Raw genomic sequence first — 17907 nt, forward strand, 5'->3', positions numbered from 1 at the left:
GCTGTGCTCTTATGATAACAAAGACGGGGACGAACTGCGCTCGCTGAACGTTTAGTAACCGTTAACGATTGCCCAATAATGCTCGAATATTGGCCAAATATTCATCAGCGACTTTTTCAGGGTCTTTGCTGGCTTTTTTCTTTTTGGCTTTGGCAGGCCAGTCGAGATGATCCTCTGGCAGCTCATCTAAAAACCGCGACTCGGAGGTGACGCGCATTTGTCCACCAGCGCGGCGCTGAGTTGCCAGCGTCAGCGTCAGCTCACGGCGCGCGCGGGTGATGCCCACGTACATCAAACGCCGCTCTTCTTCGATGGTCTCACTGATGATAGAGTTGCGATGCGGCAGCATCTCTTCTTCTAACCCCATGATATAGACAAAATCAAACTCCAAGCCTTTGGCCGCGTGCAGGGTCATCAGATTGACTTTATTGGTGTTTTCTTCTTCTTGCTGCTGCTCGAGCATATCGAGTAATACCAGTTTGCGAATGATGGTATCAATGGTGCGATCTTCATCGTCTTCTGCGCGGTTGATCAGCGACTGAATACTGGTGTAGAGCATGTCGATATTGTCAAGGCGGTTTTTTTCTTGCTGCGGCGTCTTGGCATCGCTACGGACAAAGTCGATATAGCCTGTCTCATCAATCATCTGGCGCACGATGGGCACAGGGTCAGGGTGCTGATCCAGCTCGCGGGTATAGTGCTCGATAAACTCGCCAAACTCCTTTATCGTACCATAGGCTTTGGATGGCAATACGTGCGAAAGGCCCGCATGGGTACAAGAGGCGAGTAGGGAGATGCTATGCTCTTGGGCAAATAAGCCTAACTTCTCAAGCGTCGCAGGGCCCATACCGCGTTTGGGCGTATTGATGATACGCAAAAACGCACTGTCGTCTTCTGGGTTTAATATCAGGCGCAGATAACCCATGATGTCTTTGATCTCACTGCGCGCAAAAAACGACTGACCACCAGAGAGCTTATAAGGCACTTGCAATTGGCGCAATTGTGCCTCGAGCATACGTGCTTGGAAGTTACTGCGATAAAGCACCGCGTATTGTTCCCACTCGTTGCCAAAGCGCAGCTTGTGCGTGACGATTTCTTTGGCGACGCGCTCGGCCTCATCATCGTCATTACGGCAGTTGATGATGCGGATTTTTTCGCCTTGGCCTTTATCCGACCAGAGCTTTTTTTCAAATAAATGCTCGTTGTTAAGAATCACCGCGTTGGCTGAGGTCAAGATACGGGTGGTCGAGCGGTAGTTTTGCTCGAGCATGACGATTTTTAGTTTGGGAAAATCTTCTTTGAGTAGTGCCATGTTTTCAGGTTTGGCACCGCGCCACGCATAGATCGACTGATCGTCATCGCCGACCACGGTAAAGCGACCTTGCGGCCCGACCAAGTATTTGATCATCTCATACTGGGCGGTGTTGGTATCTTGATACTCATCGACCAATAAGTAACGAATGCGGTTTTGCCATTTGTCGCGCAGCTCCCTGTTTTCACGCAGTATCTTGGTCGGCAAGACGATTAAATCATCAAAATCCACAGCGTTATACGCACGCAGATTGCGCTCATATAAACCATATAGCGTGGCAAAGATCATGTCCTCTGGATCGTCTAGCGTTTCCATCGCCTTATCCGGCTCAATCAAGTCGTTTTTCCAGTCTGAGATCATCTTGATGGCTTTGCCGACCAGCTCACGACTCTCAGCGCCGCTTAGGTTGTCGCGCATCATCAGCTCCATCAGCAGGCGCTTACTGTCGTCGCTGTCCATGATAGAAAAATTGCCCTTGAGCGGCGTATGCATCAGCTCATAACGCAAAAACTGCAGACCAAATTGGTGAAAGGTTGAGACTGTCAGACCACGCATCTTTTCGCTAGGGAGTAGCTTGCCGACACGCGCTTTCATCTCGCGCGCCGCCTTGTTAGTAAAGGTCACCGCGGTGATACGCTCCGCTGGCATGTTGCACTCTTCAATTAGATACGCAATCTTGCGGGTGATCACTGATGTCTTACCAGAGCCGGCACCCGCCAGCACCAATAGTGGGCCTGAGACGTAGAGCATGGCCTCGGATTGTTTGGGATTGAGTTGACTCATAACGTGACCTGTAAGACAAAAGCAAAAGATAAAATATAGTCGATTCTAAATAAAAGCGTCATGCGTTTATTGACCAGAAAGGCCGATAAAAATTTTCTGGCGTGCTATGCCGCTGCAGACAGAGGCTGCAAAAATTTCTATCAGCCTTGCTATAACATTTTATAGTGAACTGACTATAGCGGTATAAACACTGTACCGACAGCCACTGGATAAAAATAAACCATCACTGTCATCTAAGAGGGACAAACAAATATTGCCAATATAGGCTAAGATTTTTCATCAAATATCGCGCTGTAGGTTTATCATTACCAAAGATGATTGAGACGCTGCCAAAGGTGTCTTGGTGCCAATGGCGAGACATCATTAAAATTCGGTGAGGTATTATAAAGCAAAAACAACGACTTTGGGGAGGAGATGGCCGCGCAGAGATGCCGAGTAAAGCCAAGTGGTTTTGCTCAATAATGATATGGTATCAATTATAAGTAAAAATTATGGATTTGGGGTTAATATAAGGTAATGTCTATATCATAATTTATAGTAAAAAAAACATATTTTTTTTATAGAGAAAGTGACCGTCCAATACAGTTAAAAACTAGCTTTTGGGCACTGAAATGCGTATAGTACGTAAATAATTTATGCCAGTTGTCTCGTCCATTGTTGACTACGTGTAATGAGTTATTAAATCAATTAAGTAAGCAGTGCGATATGATATTGATTTAATAAGTTGATCTTACGTTGTTACAAGCGGGGTTAGACGACCAGCTTGCTCCGTATGTCTAGCGGAACCTCTACAGTTGGTCATGTCTGACATCGTCGTCAATACACTTGATAATTGGCTATTACCAGCACAGTACCTAATATGGTTATTTAGTCGTTACTTAAATACAGTGGCTCAATGACAGTCGCTTTGTGTTTTCGTCTGCGTCAAGCCTGCCGCTCACCGCCCCTTGTTGGTCAGTCTCTGCGCGGCGCTTGACACTCGATTGGGTGAGGAGCACGTATTATCATGTCTGCTTTTAATTGGTCAGCAATTGCTTTTATCTTAGCCGCCATTGGGCTAGTTGTTTTTATGCTGGTCGTGCCGCGTTTGCTTGGCGGTCGCTCTCAAGGCTCACAAAAAGAAGAAGTGTTTGAAGCGGGTGTTGTCGGAGCAGGCAACGCCCGTATTCGTCTGTCTGCCAAATTTTATTTGGTGGCGATTTTCTTTGTGATTTTCGATTTAGAAGCGCTTTATCTTTATGCGTATGCCGTTTCAGTGCGCGAAGCCGGCTGGTTAGGGTTTGCTGCCGCCGCCATTTTTATCACAATCTTAATCATCGGTCTGATATATGAGCTGAGTCTGGGCGCGATGAACTGGGCACCAGCGGACAAGCGCCGCAAAAAACCTCGGCTACATGCTGCGCCAGCTGGTTTTAATTTGGCAGACATCACCCGTTTTGATGGCGCGCACGAGCTGATGGTCGATCCGACAGGTAAAGTCCCAGCGCAGTCATCAGGGCAGATCAATGTCTCAAACAATATCGAGACCAATCGTCGCCATCTACAAAATATCGATCATATCAATACCACGGGCAATGTGACTTCCGTGGATTTTGCCACGTCTGCGCAAAAAGACAGTGTTGAGCGTTAAGACGGTCAAGCTGTACAAAACCTTAGGGTTTTATGATGGTATATCAATGATCACTTATGAATAATGGGCGCGCGCGGTGGCAAGATGATTGTCCTGCAGTGCCCCATATAAAGGTTGTATGTTATGAAATACACATTAACAAAAGCCAACCCTGATGCAGATACCTATCCTGCTCAGACCAGTCAAACGGTCAATGACCCTATCGAAGATGAAGTCAATAAAAACGTCTTTATGGGTCGTCTCGAAGACCTTGTCCATTCAACAGCAAACTGGGGTCGCAAGCACTCGCTTTGGCCATTTAACTTTGGTACCTCTTGCTGTTATGTCGAATATGCCACCACGTTAACTGCGGTTCATGACTTGTCGCGCTTTGGTGCCGAAGTCATTCGCGCCTCGCCGCGTCAGGCCGATGTGATGATCGTTGCTGGGACTTGTTTTGTCAAAATGGCCCCTGTTATCCAGCGTCTTTATGAGCAAATGCTAGAGCCAAAGTGGGTCATATCAATGGGTGCCTGCGCCAACTCAGGCGGTATGTATGATATCTACTCTGTCGTACAAGGTGTGGATAAGATTATCCCTGTCGACGTTTATGTGCCAGGTTGTCCGCCGCGTCCAGAAGCGCTGATTCAGGGGCTGATGCTGCTACAAGAGTCTATTACCAAAGAGCGCCGTCCGCTGGGTGTCCATGTCAATGAGCAGGGTATCTACCAGCCACAAATGACGCCTGAGCGCGACCGCAAACAGGCAGACCGTATCGCGGTAAAAAACCTGCGCAGCCCAGACAGTATCTAAGCGCGCTGTTAGCGCCAGCGGTTATGTAGTTTGGCGAGGGTTTTATCATTAATAATTCGTAGACGTGCTCAGTACGCGTACGCCCATCACAGTTCGGTTATGATTAACATCGTTTAGTTATGATTAATGAAGGAATACATCATTCATGGTCACGGTAGTCGAAAACACAGATCCTAACAATAGGGGTCCTAAGAGCAAGCCTGCTCCAGCAGTCATCCAAGAGCTTACCCATAAATATGCTGGCAAGTTTGTGGTGCAGCATACGGTTGATGAGATTCCAACGGTGTGGGTGGCGCGCGCAGATTTGCTTGAGATATTGTTATTCTTGCGCAAGTTGCCCAAGCCCTATGTCATGCTATTTGACTTATCCGCGATAGATGAGCGGTTGCGCCAGCACCGTGCCGGTCTGCCAGATAGCGACTTTACGGTGTTTTATCATTTAATGTCGCTTGAGCGCAATAGTGATGTGCGTATCAAAGTGGCGCTAGATGAAGACGATTTGACGCTGCCGAGCGCCACGCAGATTTGGCCAAATGCCAACTGGTATGAGCGCGAAGTCTGGGATATGTTTGGGATTGTATTTAGTGGCCATCCACATCTGACGCGTATCTTATTGCCGAAATACTGGGAAGGCCATCCACTGCGCAAAGAGTATCACGCGCGCGCCACTGAATTTACGCCGTATTTTCTAAACGCGGCAAAACAACAATACGAGCAAGAAAACCTGCGCTTTGTCCCAGAAGAGTGGGGTATGAAGCGCTCGGGCCGCGATGAAGACTTTATGTTTTTGAACATCGGGCCTAACCACCCCTCAGCGCATGGTGCTTTTCGTTTGGTACTACAGCTCGATGGCGAGGAAGTCGTTGATTGTATTCCTGATATTGGCTATCACCATCGCGGCGCAGAAAAGATGGCTGAGCGTCAGACGTGGCACTCATTTATCCCTTATACCGACCGTATCGATTATCTGGGCGGGGTGATGAATGAGCTGCCCTACATCATGTCGGTGGAAAAGCTCGCTGGTATTAAGGTACCGCCGCGCGCTGAGACCATCCGCGTGATGATGAGCGAGTTTTTCCGTATTACCAACAACCTATTGTATGTCGGTACCTTTATTCAGGATGCCGGTGGCATGACGCCGGTATTTTATATGTTTACCGACCGCCAAAAAGCCTATGATGTCATCGAAGCCGTCACCGGCTACCGTATGCATCCAGCGTGGTTCCGTATCGGCGGTACGGCTGCTGACCTGCCGCGTGGCTGGCAGCGCTTGGTACGTGAGTTTTTGGAGTGGATGCCCAAGCGTTTGGATGAGTATGTCAAAGCGGCACTACAAAACAGTGTGCTCAAGGGCCGTACTCAAGGCGTGGCAAAGTACAATGCCAAGCAGGCTTTGGCTTGGGGTGTCACTGGAGCTGGTCTACGCGCGACAGGGGTGGACTTTGATCTGCGTAAGGCGCGTCCATACATGGGCTATGAGAATTTTGACTTTGAAGTGCCAGTTGGCTACAACGGTGATGCTTATGATCGCTGTATGGTAAAAGTCGAAGAGATGCGCCAGTCGCTGCGTATTATCCGCCAGTGTATGGACAACATGCCGCAAGGCCCGTACAAAGCTGACCATCCGCTAGCGGTACCACCGCCAAAGGACCGTACGCTAAATGACATTGAGACGCTGATCAACCACTTTATCTCTGTCTCTTGGGGCCCTGTGATGCCAGCCGGTGAGTGTGCCACCATCGTAGAAGCGACCAAGGGCCTCAACAGCTATTACATCACGTCTGACAAAGCCACGATGAGTTATCGCACTCGTATTCGCACCCCGACATTTGCTCATTTGCAGCAGATGCCGTCAGTGATTAATGGATCCTTGGTCTCTGATGCCATTATGTATCTGGCATCGATTGATATTGTGATGGCAGACTGTGACCGCTAGCGCTGTGATTTGAGATGAGTGTTTTTTTTTAAGATAAGTCAATCAATATATTATTGCCTGATGGCACGCCAAAATGCGATCACCTGTCAATATCATACAGTGTCTTTATGTCAGTGATGATAAGGCTGTAGTGGCTAGGTGCTTAGCATGATGAGTGAGGAAAGATAGAAGATTATGAAAATTGTTTCCGACAAAATGCCAAAAGTAGATGTGGCCAGCATTCTCACCCCTGAGGAGATTGCTGCCATTCATGAATATATGCATCACTATCCCCATGCGCGCGCCGCCTCGCTAGATGCGCTAAAAATCGTGCAAAAGCGCAACGGCTGGGTCGATGATGCGCAGGTCAATGCCATCGCCAATATATTAGACATTCCGATGTCGGATATGGACGGCGTTGCGACTTTCTTTAACCGTATTTATCGTCAGCCTGTCGGCCGTCACGTTATCCTGATTTGTGACTCAGTGGCCTGCTATCTAACAGGCTATGAGGCATTATCGGCTGAAATTCGATCACAGCTGGGTATCGAGTATGGGCAGACCACAGCTGATGGCCGTTTTACGCTATTACCGATTTGTTGCTTGGGTAACTGTGATAAAGGCCCTGCGGTGCTGATAGACGAAGACACTTATGGTCCTGTCCAGCCATCTGAGGTCGCGCAATTATTGGAGCTATACGCATGAGTTTAACGATTTCAGAGCAGATTGCTCGTCGCGGTCAAGGTAAAGCGCCAAGCCAGCTAAACGAACAGCGTATACCAATTTATGGTGATAAGGCGACCGCCACCAGCGAAACCAAACCATTGACTTGGCGTTTGGCGCATCATGATGCCGTTTTGGATTTAGCGACTTATGAGTCTCTACAAGGCTTCACGGGTTTAAGAAAGGCATTGTCCAAATCACCAAAAGAAGTCGGCAATATGATCAAGGCGGCCAATGTCAGAGGACGCGGCGGCGCTGGCTTTAACGCTGGTCTAAAGTGGTCGTTTATGTCGCCGCCAGATGGCTTGCCGCGCTATCTCATCTGTAATGCGGATGAAATGGAGCCGGGCACCTTTAAAGATCGTTTGCTCATGGAGCGCCTACCGTTTCAGCTTATCGAAGGTATGCTCATTACTGCGCATGCGATCGGTGCCACCGATGGTTATATCTTTATCCGCGGCGAGTACATCTTAGCTGCTGAGCGCTTGGTCACAGCTATTGAAGAATGTCTAGCCAACAACCTGATGGGCGACAACATTCTTGGCTCAGATTTTAGCTTTAATCTGCATGTACATACGGGTGCTGGCCGCTATATCTGCGGTGAAGAAACTGCCTTGATCAACTGCCTAGAAGGTCGCCGCGCCAACCCTCGTACCAAGCCGCCGTTTCCGCAAATCTCTGGGGCGTGGGGCAGACCGACGGTGGTCAATAACGTCGAGACGTTAAATAATATGCCTGCGATTCTCAATCATGGTGTCGAGTGGTATCAGTCACTATCAAAAATCAAAGGCAAAAGTGAAACCCCGGGTACTAAGCTCTTTGGCTGCTCAGGATTGGTCAATGACCCAGGTCTATGGGAGCTGCCATTTGGCTATACCGCTCGCGAGATCATCGAAGAGTTGGCTGGCGGCATGAAAGATGGCAAGACACTCAAAGCATGGTTGCCTGGTGGTGCCTCGACCGACTTTTTGACCACAGAGCATTTGGACGTGGTGATGGATTTTGACACCATTCAAAAAGCCGGTAGCCGTATGGGTACTGGGCTGATTATGGTCGTCGATGAGTCGCAAGATATGGTACCGCTGCTGCGCAATCTTGAGATTTTCTTTCAGCGTGAGTCATGCGGTTGGTGCACGCCATGCCGTGATGGTCTGCCGTGGGGTGTCAAGCTGCTTACCGCCATCAATGATGGTGAGGGACAAGTCGGCGATGTGGAAAAACTAGAAGGCCTCACTCGTGACTTGTGGATCGGCAAAACATTCTGTGCCCATGCGCCTGGTGCGATGGAGCCACTGATGAGTGCGATTAAATATTTCCGTCCTGAGTTTGATCAAAAAATCGCGCAGGCGGTTGGTGTCGATGTCATTGATGCGGCAGCCAACCAACAGCCAGAAGTGAAATAAGGAGAGCGGCATGGCAGTCATACATATTGATGGTACCACTGTCGAAGTAGATAGCAGCGATAACTTGCTGCAAGCCTGCTTATCACTCGGCATTGATGTGCCGTATTTTTGTTATCATCCAGCCCTTGGCTCGGTCGGCTCGTGCCGTCAGTGCGCAGTCAAGCAGTTCCAAAACAAAGACGATATGGAAGCAGGGCGCGGTCGTCTGGTAATGTCTTGCATGGTCGCTCCTGGCGATGACATGTATATCTCAGTGACGGATGACGAAGCCAAGGCATTCCGCAAGTCGATGGTTGAGCTACTCATGACCAACCATCCGCATGACTGTCCAACCTGTGAAGAAGGCGGGCATTGTCACTTGCAAGACATGACCTATATGTCAGGTCATAGCCGTCGTCGTTATCGCTTTACCAAGCGCACGCATCATAACCAAGACCTTGGGCCATTTATCGCTCACGAGATGAACCGCTGTATCGCGTGCTATCGCTGTGTGCGTTTTTATAAAGACTACGCAGGCGGCGAAGATTTGGGCGTTTATGGCTCAAACAACCGTGTGTATTTTGGCCGTGATAAAGACGGTCAGTTCGAAAGCGAGTTTTCAGGCAACTTAACCGAAGTGTGCCCAACTGGGGTATTCACTGACAAAACGCATTCTGATCGCTACAATCGTAAATGGGACATGCAGTATGCGCCCAGCATCTGTCATGGCTGCTCGGCGGGCTGTAATACCTCACCAGGTGAGCGTTATGGTGAATTGCGCCGTATCGAAAACCGCTATAACGGTGACGTAAACCGTTATTTCTTATGTGACCGTGGCCGCTTTGGTTATGGCTATGTCAACCGCGCTGATCGTCCAACCCAAGCGCTTGAGCGTATCAATGACAAACACGTCAAAATCAATATTGACTACGCGCTTGATGAAACTATCAAACGCATCAAAGACAAAAAAGTCATCGGTATTGGCTCACCGCGCGCCAGTCTTGAGACCAACTTTGCGCTAAAAAATCTGGTCGGATTTGATAACTTTTCAACCGGCCTCAATCATCAGCAGCAAGCATTGGTCAATAAATGTATCGAAGTGCTCAGCACTGAAGGTATCTATAATCCTAGCATGGCTGATATCGAAGCACATGACGCTGTGCTGGTGTTGGGCGAAGACATCACCCAAACTTCATCACGTGTCGCACTGTCAGTACGTCAAGCCGCGAAAAACGAAGGCTTAAAAATGGCGGCGGCGCTGCAAACGCAGCCTTGGCTTGCCGAGCCTGTCAAGCGTATCGCCCAAGACGCGTTAAGCCCAGTCTATGTCATCGATGTGACCCAAACCAAGCTAGAAGACATCAGCAAAGCCAGCGTGGTAGCGACTCCTGAAGACATTGTTAAACTTGGTTTTAAAGTTGCTGATGAGATTGCAAGTCTGGCAGATGATTTGACGCAGATTGTAGCGCCGCAAGCAGATACTGCCGAGCGCGAGACCGATGCGATGCAGGCACTCGCGCAGCAAATCGCATATGATTTGATTCAAGCCGATCAGCCGCTGGTGGTTTCGGGTAGCAGCTTATCTTCTACCGCACTGATAGAAGCAGCGGCGCAGATTACCCAAGCGTTGACCCAAAAACGCGCGGCAATCAAAGCGACTGAGCAACAGCAGGTTGAGGCACATAATGCCAAAGTACAGGCAGCACAAGCGAAAGCGGCTAATGACCAGCCTGAAGAAGACCAAGATTTATCTGCTAAGCCGAACAAACCTGAAACAGGCGTGAATACAGAAGCGCAGGATGATGTCGAGCGCGAGCCTGCTGAAAATCTTGAGTTAAAAGAAGTAAATAACAGGTATCAGGCACAAGCAGGTATCTATCTAACGGTTCCTGATGCCAATAGCATGGGCGTTTGTATGCTTGGCGGTCAGTCAGTTGAAGAGCTACTAGCCACTGACTTTGATGTGGTGGTGGTTGCAGAAAATCAGCTGACCGATGCCATTGATGCCAATAAGTTGACGCAGTTACTCGCTGATAAGACCGTCATCGCTCTTGATCATCAGCTGCTTGATTGGCACAAAGACGTCGACATCGTCTTGCCAGCCGCCAGTTTTGCCGAAGCGGATGGCACGCTTATCTCTGCTGAGGGCCGTGCGCAGCGCTTCTTCCAAGTTTATGATAATGAATATTATCATCCAATGAGCAGTATCAAAGAAGGCTGGCGCTGGTTACATGCGGTGCATAGCAGTATCGAAGGCCGTGATGTCGATTGGACACAGCTCGATGATGTCATCAATGCATTGATTGCCACCCATCCAAAGCTTGCTGGTATCAAGGGCGCCGCGCCCGATGCGGACTACCGTATCACGGGTCTTAAAATTGCGCGTCAGCCGCGGCGTTACTCTGGTCGTACTGCCATGCGTGCGCCGATCTCAGTGCATGAGCCAATGCAGCCAAAAGACTTGGATACAGGATTGACTTTCTCTATGGAAGGCTACACGGGCAAACAAACACCAAGCTCGATGGTTCCTTTTGCTCATGCTGCTGGCTGGAACTCGCCGCAAGCATGGAACAAATACCAAGACAAAGTCGGTGGTCATCTAAAAAATGGTGACCCAGGCGTGCGTTTGTTCGATATGCTCGAGCGCCTACCGACACGTCAGTATGTCGCACCAGAAGCCCTGTCTGCGACCACGACTGACATGCAGCAGGGACAAGCCAAACTGGTGCCTATCTATAACATCTATGCCAGCTCAATGATGGCATCGCGCAGTCCTATCGTCGCCGAACAGCTGCCGCTGGCGGCATGGCGGATCGGTATGGATGATGCCAAAAACTGGAATATTGCCGCTGGTGATTACTTAGCAATCGAGATTGACAAACAGCAAATCACCCTGCCAGTACAGATTGTCGGTTATCTAGCAGAAGGCTGTATTGGTTATCCTGTCGGGCAGGTGAGCATCATTCACCCTTCGATGCCAGCCTCAGTCCGTAAAGTCGATGCGCCCGTGACAATGAGGGGCGATATGGCGGATAGCGCTGACGATACCACCAACCGCGCAGCGTCAACCAGCACCGCGCCGACCACCACACAGGAGGTGTAATATGCAAGTTACCCGTATTATCCCTGATGTGCCAAGCTTTTTGGCCAGTAGTATGAGCTTTGATACTTGGTCCGTTTTATTTATGGTGGTGCAAGCACTGGTCATATTTTTGGTGGTCGTTATCGTGGCGGCGTTGATGATTGTCTATGAGCGCCGCATGCTTGCCTTATGGCAAGATCGTTATGGCCCCAACCGTGTCGGGCCGTTTGGCTCCTTGCAGCTGGTCGCTGATATGCTCAAAATCTTCTTTAAAGAAGACTGGACACCAAACTTCACCGATAAGTTTATGTTTACCTTGGCACCTGCGGTCGCCATGTTTACCGCATTGGCCTCATTTGCCATTATCCCTGTCTCGCCGACCCTTGGGGTAGCGGATTGGGATATCGGTATTTTGTTCTTTTTTGCCATGGCAGGTATCGCCGTCTATGCGGTGATGTTTGGTGGCTGGGCGTCTGCCAACAAGTTCTCGCTATTGGGCGGCCTACGCTCGGCGGCACAAACCATCAGTTATGAAGTTTTCTTAGGCTTATCATTGATGGGCGTGGTGGCCTTGACCGGCTCGTTTAATTTGCGCGAAATCGTTGAGTCACAGATTGACGGCTGGTATATCATTCCGCAGTTTTTTGGCTTTTTGACCTTTGTGGTCGCTGGTGTGGCGGTGACCCACAGGCATCCGTTTGATCAGCCAGAGGCCGAGCAAGAGCTGGCTGAAGGGTATCATGTCGAATACTCCGGTATGAAGTTCGGTATGTTCTTCATTGGGGAATATGTCAACGTTGTCCTGATTTCAGCCTTGATGACCTGCTTGTTTTTTGGCGGTTGGTTGGCGCCGTTTAATTTAGATATTCCATTTATTCCACCAGCTTTTTGGTTCATGATTAAGACGCTGTTTTTTATGACCCTATTTGTTTTGGCTCGAGGCTCACTCATGCGTCCGCGCTATGATCAGGTGATGAACTTTGGCTGGAAAGTCTGCCTGCCAGTGACGCTGATTAACTTAATCGTTACTGCTGCAGTCATTTTGATCTTTTCCCCAACGTTGTAATCATTACTAGCCATCATTGATGAACTAGGGTAAAGCTGATAAGGATAATAATCCCATGTTTACTACCATAAAAAAGACCGTCATTGGTATCCTTACCATTGTCCGCAGCATGTGGATGGTCAACAGTCATGCGCTTAGGCCACGTGACACCATTCTTTATCCTGAAGAGCCAGTGCCAGTGCCGCCACGCTTTCGCGGGCGTATTGTGCTGACGCGTGACCCTGATGGTGATGAGCGCTGTGTGGCGTGTAACCTATGTGCCGTCGCTTGTCCAGTAGGCTGTATCTCACTACAAAAAGCCGAGCGTGACGATGGACGCTGGTATCCAGAGTTTTTTCGTATTAACTTTTCGCGCTGTATCTTTTGCGGAATGTGCGAAGAAGCCTGTCCGACGACAGCAATTCAGCTGACGCCAGATTTTGAGCTGGGTGAGTATAAGCGCCAAAACTTGGTCTATGAAAAAGAGCATTTGCTCATCTCAGGTCCAGGCAAATATCCTGATTATAACTATTATCGTGTGACCGGTATGGCGGTAGCGGAAAAACCAAAAGGCGCTGCTCAAAACGAAGCGGCACCGATTGATCTAAGGAGCTTGCTACCATGATGACTATTTTAAACAGCCCTGAGCTGGCAGGGTTTTATGCGCTGGCTGCTGTGGCGATATTTGCCAGCCTGCGCGTGGTGACGCAGGCCAATCCAGTACATGCCATCTTGTCGATGATTGTGTCTTTGCTCGCCATCTCAGGTATTTTCTTTGTCTTAGGTGCGCCGTTTGCAGGGGCGTTAGAGATTGTCGTCTATGCTGGCGCTATCATGGTGTTGTTCGTCTTTGTCATTATGATGCTTAACTTGGGCATGAGTAATGATGAGCGCGAAGAGCGCTGGCTCGATGCTGGCACGTGGGCGCTGCCGACCGGCCTGACGGTTATCATCGGCGTTGTACTGTATGCGATGATAGGTATGGGGCATGATGACGCGGCGATGATTGGTGGTACCACCATCTCTGCCAAAGCAGTCGGTACGGTGCTCTTTACCAAATACGTCATGCTCATCGAGGTGGCGGCGCTACTGCTGCTAGCCGCTTTGGTTGCCGCCTACCACTTGGGCAAAGAGACAAAAGATGATGAGGTCATCGGCAATGGTAGCCGAGACGTGCAGCCAGCTGTCGGCAGTATCAAATCATATGATAATGACGATAGCCATGCAGCACAGATGGCGCAGCCTTATGAATACAAAGATGTTGACCCGCATGACTATGTCGGTAAGCAAGTAGGTGTACAACGAGTCACGCGCAAGGAGTCAGACTGATGGTACTAGCAGCGAGCGTGGCACAAGATGTGTCAAACGTGCCGTTTGCCCACGAGGTAGCAGGCTTAGTACAGCCAGCTGCTGAGGCGCAAAATGTACTGGGTATGATACCCATGAGTCATGGACTGATTTTGGCAGGTATTTTATTTGCTATTGGTCTGTGCGGCGTCATGGTACGACGTAACTTTTTATTTATGCTAATGAGTCTTGAGATTATGATGAACGCGACGGCATTGGCATTTGTAGTAGCAGGCAGTCGCTGGGTCGATCCAGATGGGCAGATTATGTTTATCTTTATTTTGACTTTGGCCGCGGCTGAAGCTTCAATCGGTCTGGCAATATTATTGCGGTTTTATCATAAGCGTGGGCATCTCGATGTCGATAGCGCCAATGAGATGAAAGGATGATGTCATGAGTTTATTACCATTAACCTTTATATTCCCGCTCATTGGCTTTTTAATCTTAGCCTTTATGCGCGATAAACTCACCGAGCAGGTGGCGAGGATAGTCGGTGTCGGTAGTATGCTGCTATCTGCGCTTTGTACGCTCGTTGTCAGCTATACTTTTTTGACTAGTTACCCTGCAGGTACGGTCGTCGAGATGCCGCTGTGGACGTGGTTTCAGGTCGGGGATTTTGCTCCGAGCTTTGGGCTGAGTTTTGATGGCTTGGCATTGACCATGACAGGCATCATCACGGGTATCGGTTTTTTGATTCATATGTTTGCCGCTTGGTACATGAAAGGCGATACCGGCTTTGCCCGTTTCTTTAGCTATATGAACTTATTTGTCGCCAGTATGTTGTTGCTGGTGTTAGCAGATAACTTGTTTTTGCTGTATCTGGGCTGGGAAGGCGTGGGTATTTGTTCGTACTTGCTGATTGGTTATTATTACCACGACAGAGCCAATGGCCGCGCAGCGATGAAAGCCTTTACGGTCACGCGTGTCGGTGATGTGTTTTTAGCCTTTGGTTTGTTTTTATTGTTTCGCGAGTTCGACACGCTGCATATTCAAGAGATTATCACCCGCGCGCCCGAAGTCTTTGACCTAAACAACCCCATAATGATGCTCACCACTATGATGCTGGTGGGCGGCGCGATGGGTAAATCAGCCCAGTTGCCACTACACACATGGCTTGCTGATGCGATGGCAGGTCCAACACCAGTATCGGCATTGATTCACGCCGCGACGATGGTCACCGCAGGGGTGTATTTAATCGCCCGCCTGCATCCATTGTTTGAGCTAACGCCAGGTATTTTATTGTACTGGGTCGGCGGTGTCGGGGCGTTAACGCTTGTGGTCGCTGGATTTTGTGCGCTGGCGCAAACCGATATCAAACGTATCCTTGCTTACTCGACCATGAGTCAGATTGGCTATATGTTTTTGGCCTTAGGCGTGGGCGCGTGGCAAGGGGCTATCTTCCATTTGATGACCCATGCTTTTTTTAAGGCGCTGTTGTTCTTGGCATCAGGTGCGGTCATTCTAGCGGTACATCATGAGCAAGACATCTTTAAGATGGGCGGCTTACGCAAAAAGATACCTTTGGTATTTTGGTGTTATATCGTCGGTGGCGGTGCACTTGCTGCGATACCTTGGGTCACTGTTGGTTTTTATTCTAAAGAAGCGATTCTTTGGGAAACTTATGCCACCGGTCACTTAGTACTATTTTACATGGGTGTGTTTGGTGCATTCTTAACGGCAATTTATACCTTCCGCATGATCTGGATTGTCTTTTTTGGTGAAGAGAAGACCCATGCGCATAAGCTGTCAGGGGTGTCATATTGGTTACCACTTACCGTGCTTTTGGTACTATCGACCGCTGTCGGTGCGTGGATTACGCCGCCATTGCAAGGTGTATTGCCCCAGAGTGTTGGGCATCTATTAGAAGTGGCTGGTCAAGCAGAGGCCAAGCATACTGCAGAGTATATCGCCATGGGTGCGATGCTGGCAGGTTTGGTATTGGCCGCGCTGTTATATGTGGTCAATAAAGGTCGCCTGCTTACCAGCTTTAAGCGCTCGCGTGTCGGCGGCGCGCTGTATCACTGGTGCTATCATGGCCTAGGTTTTGATGCGCTATACGATTTACTTTTTGTAAAACCCTTTTTGTTCATCGGCCGCTTATTAAAAGCCGACCCTATCGATAAAACGTGGTATGTCTTACCTAAGCTGGCATCAGCAGGTAATAAGGTATTGTCTGCGACGCAAACAGGGTCACTTCGAGGTTACGCCGCAAGCTTTGGCTTAGGCGTTGCTGTATTGCTCGTGCTGGTAATGATAACGGTGGTATAAGATGATTGAGTTACAACAAACGTGGATGCTACCAGCATTGATTGCAATTCCTTTTATTGCAGGGTTGCTATGCTGGCTGGTAGAGCGGATTAATAAACGTCTGCCGCGCTGGATCGCCTTAATCGGGATGATCATAACCTTTGCTTTGTCACTCGTGCTATGGCAGTACGGCGACTATAGCGGTATGAGTAAGCAAGTGATCGCGCCAGATGCAAACGTGCCATGGGTCGCTGAGTTTAGTGTGCCGTGGATACCAAGCTTTGGTATCAGCTTTCATTTGGCGCTAGATGGTTTGTCGCTGCTGATGGTGGGTCTAACAGGGCTGCTCGGTATTGCCGCTGTCGCTTGTTCGTGGAACGAGATTCAGCGCCGTGTGGGTTTTTTCCATCTCAACTTACTATGGAGCTTGGGCGGTGTCATCGGTGTGTTCTTAGCCATTGATCTGTTTTTGTTCTTCTTCTTTTGGGAGATGATGCTGGTTCCTATCTACTTCTTGATCGCGCTATGGGGTCATGATGTGGTGGGCAAAACCAAAGAGTACGCAGCGACCAAGTTCTTTATTTATACCCAAGCGTCTGGGCTAATCATGCTCATCGGTATCTTGGTGTTGGTCATTATCAGCTATGCGCAAACTGGGGTGGTCAGCTTTAATTATAATGACTTGCTCGGTACCTCGCTTGGCGGCTGGGAATATCCCATTATGCTGTGCTTCTTTATCGGTTTTGCGGTGAAGTTGCCGATTGTACCTTTTCATGGCTGGTTGCCAGATGCGCACGCTCAAGCACCAACAGCAGGTTCGGTGGATTTGGCTGGGGTTCTAATTAAGACTGCCGCCTATGGTTTGATTCGTTTTGTCTTGCCATTATTTCCAGCCGCGTCGCAAGAGTTTGCACCGATTGCCATTACCTTGGGGACGATTGGTATCTTTTATGGGGCGTGGCTCGCCTTTATGCAGACCGACATGAAGCGTCTATTGGCATATACCAGTGTCTCGCACATGGGCTTTGTGGTATTGGCCATCTATGCTGGTACGCTCATCAGCTTACAAGGCTTGATGATTCAGATGCTGGCGCACGGGCTTAGCTCGGCGGCATTGTTTATCATGGCAGGACAGCTGTATGAGCGCTTACATACGCGCGATCTGACTTTGATGGGCGGTATGTGGGGTCAGTTCCGCTACTATGCACCGATACTGATGTTCTTTTGCGCCGCTTTATTGGGTATCCCGGGTACAGGTAACTTCATTGGCGAATTTATGATCTTATTTGGCTCATTTGCTCAGTATCCTGTGTTTGTGGTTTTTGCTACGTTCAGCTTGGTATTTGCAGGCCTATACTCGCTCATTTTGATTCACCGCGCCTTGTTTGGTAAAAACAATATCGAAGCGCTGGCGATACACGAAACCAAATCGCATGGTCTGCCGATGCGTAGACTAAAAGATTTGGGCAAACGTGAGCTTTCGTTGCTGCTTATGTTAGCAGCAGGTTTGGTCTGGCTAGGATTGTATCCGCAGCCATTCCTCGATACGTCAAGTCACGCTATGCAGTGGATCAATAATGCATATATATACAGTCAAGTCACACAGGTAGATGCCATGCAACTGCTTGATGCAATGGAGGCACGTTAAG

General features: G+C 49.1%; 13 protein-coding genes. 12 read left to right on the top strand and 1 reads right to left on the bottom strand.

Annotation, left to right across the window (positions count from 1 at the left end; all coding sequences use genetic code 11):
- Window positions 1–61 precede the first annotated feature (61 nt).
- The gene (locus ACNFVB_RS04440) at window positions 62–2095 is read right to left on the bottom strand and encodes a UvrD-helicase domain-containing protein (RefSeq protein WP_274632385.1); all 2034 of its coding nucleotides are present in this window, start codon (window positions 2093–2095) and stop codon (window positions 62–64) included.
- Between the two features lie 1006 nt (window positions 2096–3101).
- On the opposite strand from ACNFVB_RS04440, the gene ndhC reads away from it, so the two are divergent.
- From ndhC to nuoM, 12 genes are all read left to right on the top strand, one after another.
- Entirely contained in the window at window positions 3102–3725 is a 624-nt protein-coding gene (ndhC, locus tag ACNFVB_RS04445) for an NADH-quinone oxidoreductase subunit A (protein WP_192994816.1), read from the top strand.
- 123 nt (window positions 3726–3848) lie between these two features.
- The gene (locus ACNFVB_RS04450) at window positions 3849–4517 is read left to right on the top strand and encodes a NuoB/complex I 20 kDa subunit family protein (RefSeq protein ID WP_105244960.1); all 669 of its coding nucleotides are present in this window, start codon (window positions 3849–3851) and stop codon (window positions 4515–4517) included.
- Between the two features lie 145 nt (window positions 4518–4662).
- Window positions 4663–6453 carry an NADH-quinone oxidoreductase subunit C/D gene (gene nuoC / locus ACNFVB_RS04455; RefSeq protein ID WP_430738212.1) on the top strand — a complete coding sequence of 597 codons (1791 nt, stop codon included), beginning with the start codon at window positions 4663–4665 and terminating at the stop codon, window positions 6451–6453.
- A gap of 174 nt (window positions 6454–6627) precedes the next feature.
- Window positions 6628–7137, top strand: coding sequence for an NADH-quinone oxidoreductase subunit NuoE (gene nuoE / locus ACNFVB_RS04460; RefSeq protein ID WP_075101455.1), 510 nt, complete (start codon window positions 6628–6630; stop codon window positions 7135–7137).
- A complete protein-coding gene (gene nuoF, locus ACNFVB_RS04465) occupies window positions 7134–8558 on the top strand; it encodes an NADH-quinone oxidoreductase subunit NuoF (RefSeq protein ID WP_430738213.1) in 1425 nt (474 codons plus the stop codon). Before nuoE ends, nuoF begins: the two co-directional genes overlap by 4 nt.
- Before the next feature lie 10 nt (window positions 8559–8568).
- Window positions 8569–11640, top strand: a complete 3072-nt coding sequence (gene nuoG / locus ACNFVB_RS04470; RefSeq protein ID WP_430738214.1) for an NADH-quinone oxidoreductase subunit NuoG — start codon at window positions 8569–8571, stop codon at window positions 11638–11640.
- A 52-nt stretch (window positions 11641–11692) separates the two neighbouring features.
- The gene (nuoH, locus tag ACNFVB_RS04475) at window positions 11693–12685 is read left to right on the top strand and encodes an NADH-quinone oxidoreductase subunit NuoH (RefSeq protein WP_207969408.1); all 993 of its coding nucleotides are present in this window, start codon (window positions 11693–11695) and stop codon (window positions 12683–12685) included.
- A 55-nt stretch (window positions 12686–12740) separates the two neighbouring features.
- A complete protein-coding gene (gene nuoI, locus ACNFVB_RS04480; RefSeq protein WP_075101459.1) occupies window positions 12741–13289 on the top strand; it encodes an NADH-quinone oxidoreductase subunit NuoI in 549 nt (182 codons plus the stop codon).
- The gene (nuoJ, locus tag ACNFVB_RS04485) at window positions 13286–13993 is read left to right on the top strand and encodes an NADH-quinone oxidoreductase subunit J (RefSeq protein WP_430738215.1); all 708 of its coding nucleotides are present in this window, start codon (window positions 13286–13288) and stop codon (window positions 13991–13993) included. The genes nuoI and nuoJ overlap by 4 nt, the downstream gene beginning before the upstream one ends.
- Window positions 13994–14091: 98 nt before the next feature.
- Window positions 14092–14400: an NADH-quinone oxidoreductase subunit NuoK gene (nuoK, locus tag ACNFVB_RS04490; RefSeq protein ID WP_075101564.1), complete on the top strand. Its 309-nt coding sequence runs from the start codon at window positions 14092–14094 to the stop codon at window positions 14398–14400.
- A 4-nt stretch (window positions 14401–14404) separates the two neighbouring features.
- A complete protein-coding gene (gene nuoL / locus ACNFVB_RS04495; protein WP_430738216.1) occupies window positions 14405–16279 on the top strand; it encodes an NADH-quinone oxidoreductase subunit L in 1875 nt (624 codons plus the stop codon).
- Window position 16280: 1 nt separating this feature from the next.
- A complete protein-coding gene (nuoM, locus tag ACNFVB_RS04500; RefSeq protein ID WP_192994804.1) occupies window positions 16281–17906 on the top strand; it encodes an NADH-quinone oxidoreductase subunit M in 1626 nt (541 codons plus the stop codon).
- Window position 17907 lies beyond the last annotated feature (1 nt).

The sequence above is a fragment of the Psychrobacter sp. VH5 genome (assembly GCF_050572635.1).
Taxonomy (GTDB): Bacteria; Pseudomonadota; Gammaproteobacteria; order Pseudomonadales; family Moraxellaceae; genus Psychrobacter; species Psychrobacter celer.

Excerpts from the sequence above, each read along its gene's own strand:
- nuoH (WP_207969408.1), top strand. The coding sequence starts at position 11,693 with ATGAGCTTTGATACTTGGTCCGTTTTATTTATGGTGGTGCAAGCACTG.
- nuoE (WP_075101455.1), top strand. The coding sequence starts at position 6,628 with ATGAAAATTGTTTCCGACAAAATGCCAAAAGTAGATGTGGCCAGCATT.
- nuoJ (WP_430738215.1), top strand. The coding sequence starts at position 13,286 with ATGATGACTATTTTAAACAGCCCTGAGCTGGCAGGGTTTTATGCGCTG.
- nuoM (WP_192994804.1), top strand. The coding sequence starts at position 16,281 with ATGATTGAGTTACAACAAACGTGGATGCTACCAGCATTGATTGCAATT.
- ACNFVB_RS04450 (WP_105244960.1), top strand. The coding sequence starts at position 3,849 with ATGAAATACACATTAACAAAAGCCAACCCTGATGCAGATACCTATCCT.
- nuoL (WP_430738216.1), top strand. The coding sequence starts at position 14,405 with ATGAGTTTATTACCATTAACCTTTATATTCCCGCTCATTGGCTTTTTA.
- nuoG (WP_430738214.1), top strand. The coding sequence starts at position 8,569 with ATGGCAGTCATACATATTGATGGTACCACTGTCGAAGTAGATAGCAGC.
- ACNFVB_RS04440 (WP_274632385.1), bottom strand. The coding sequence starts at position 2,095 with ATGAGTCAACTCAATCCCAAACAATCCGAGGCCATGCTCTACGTCTCA.
- nuoC (WP_430738212.1), top strand. The coding sequence starts at position 4,663 with ATGGTCACGGTAGTCGAAAACACAGATCCTAACAATAGGGGTCCTAAG.
- nuoF (WP_430738213.1), top strand. The coding sequence starts at position 7,134 with ATGAGTTTAACGATTTCAGAGCAGATTGCTCGTCGCGGTCAAGGTAAA.
- nuoI (WP_075101459.1), top strand. The coding sequence starts at position 12,741 with ATGTTTACTACCATAAAAAAGACCGTCATTGGTATCCTTACCATTGTC.
- ndhC (WP_192994816.1), top strand. The coding sequence starts at position 3,102 with ATGTCTGCTTTTAATTGGTCAGCAATTGCTTTTATCTTAGCCGCCATT.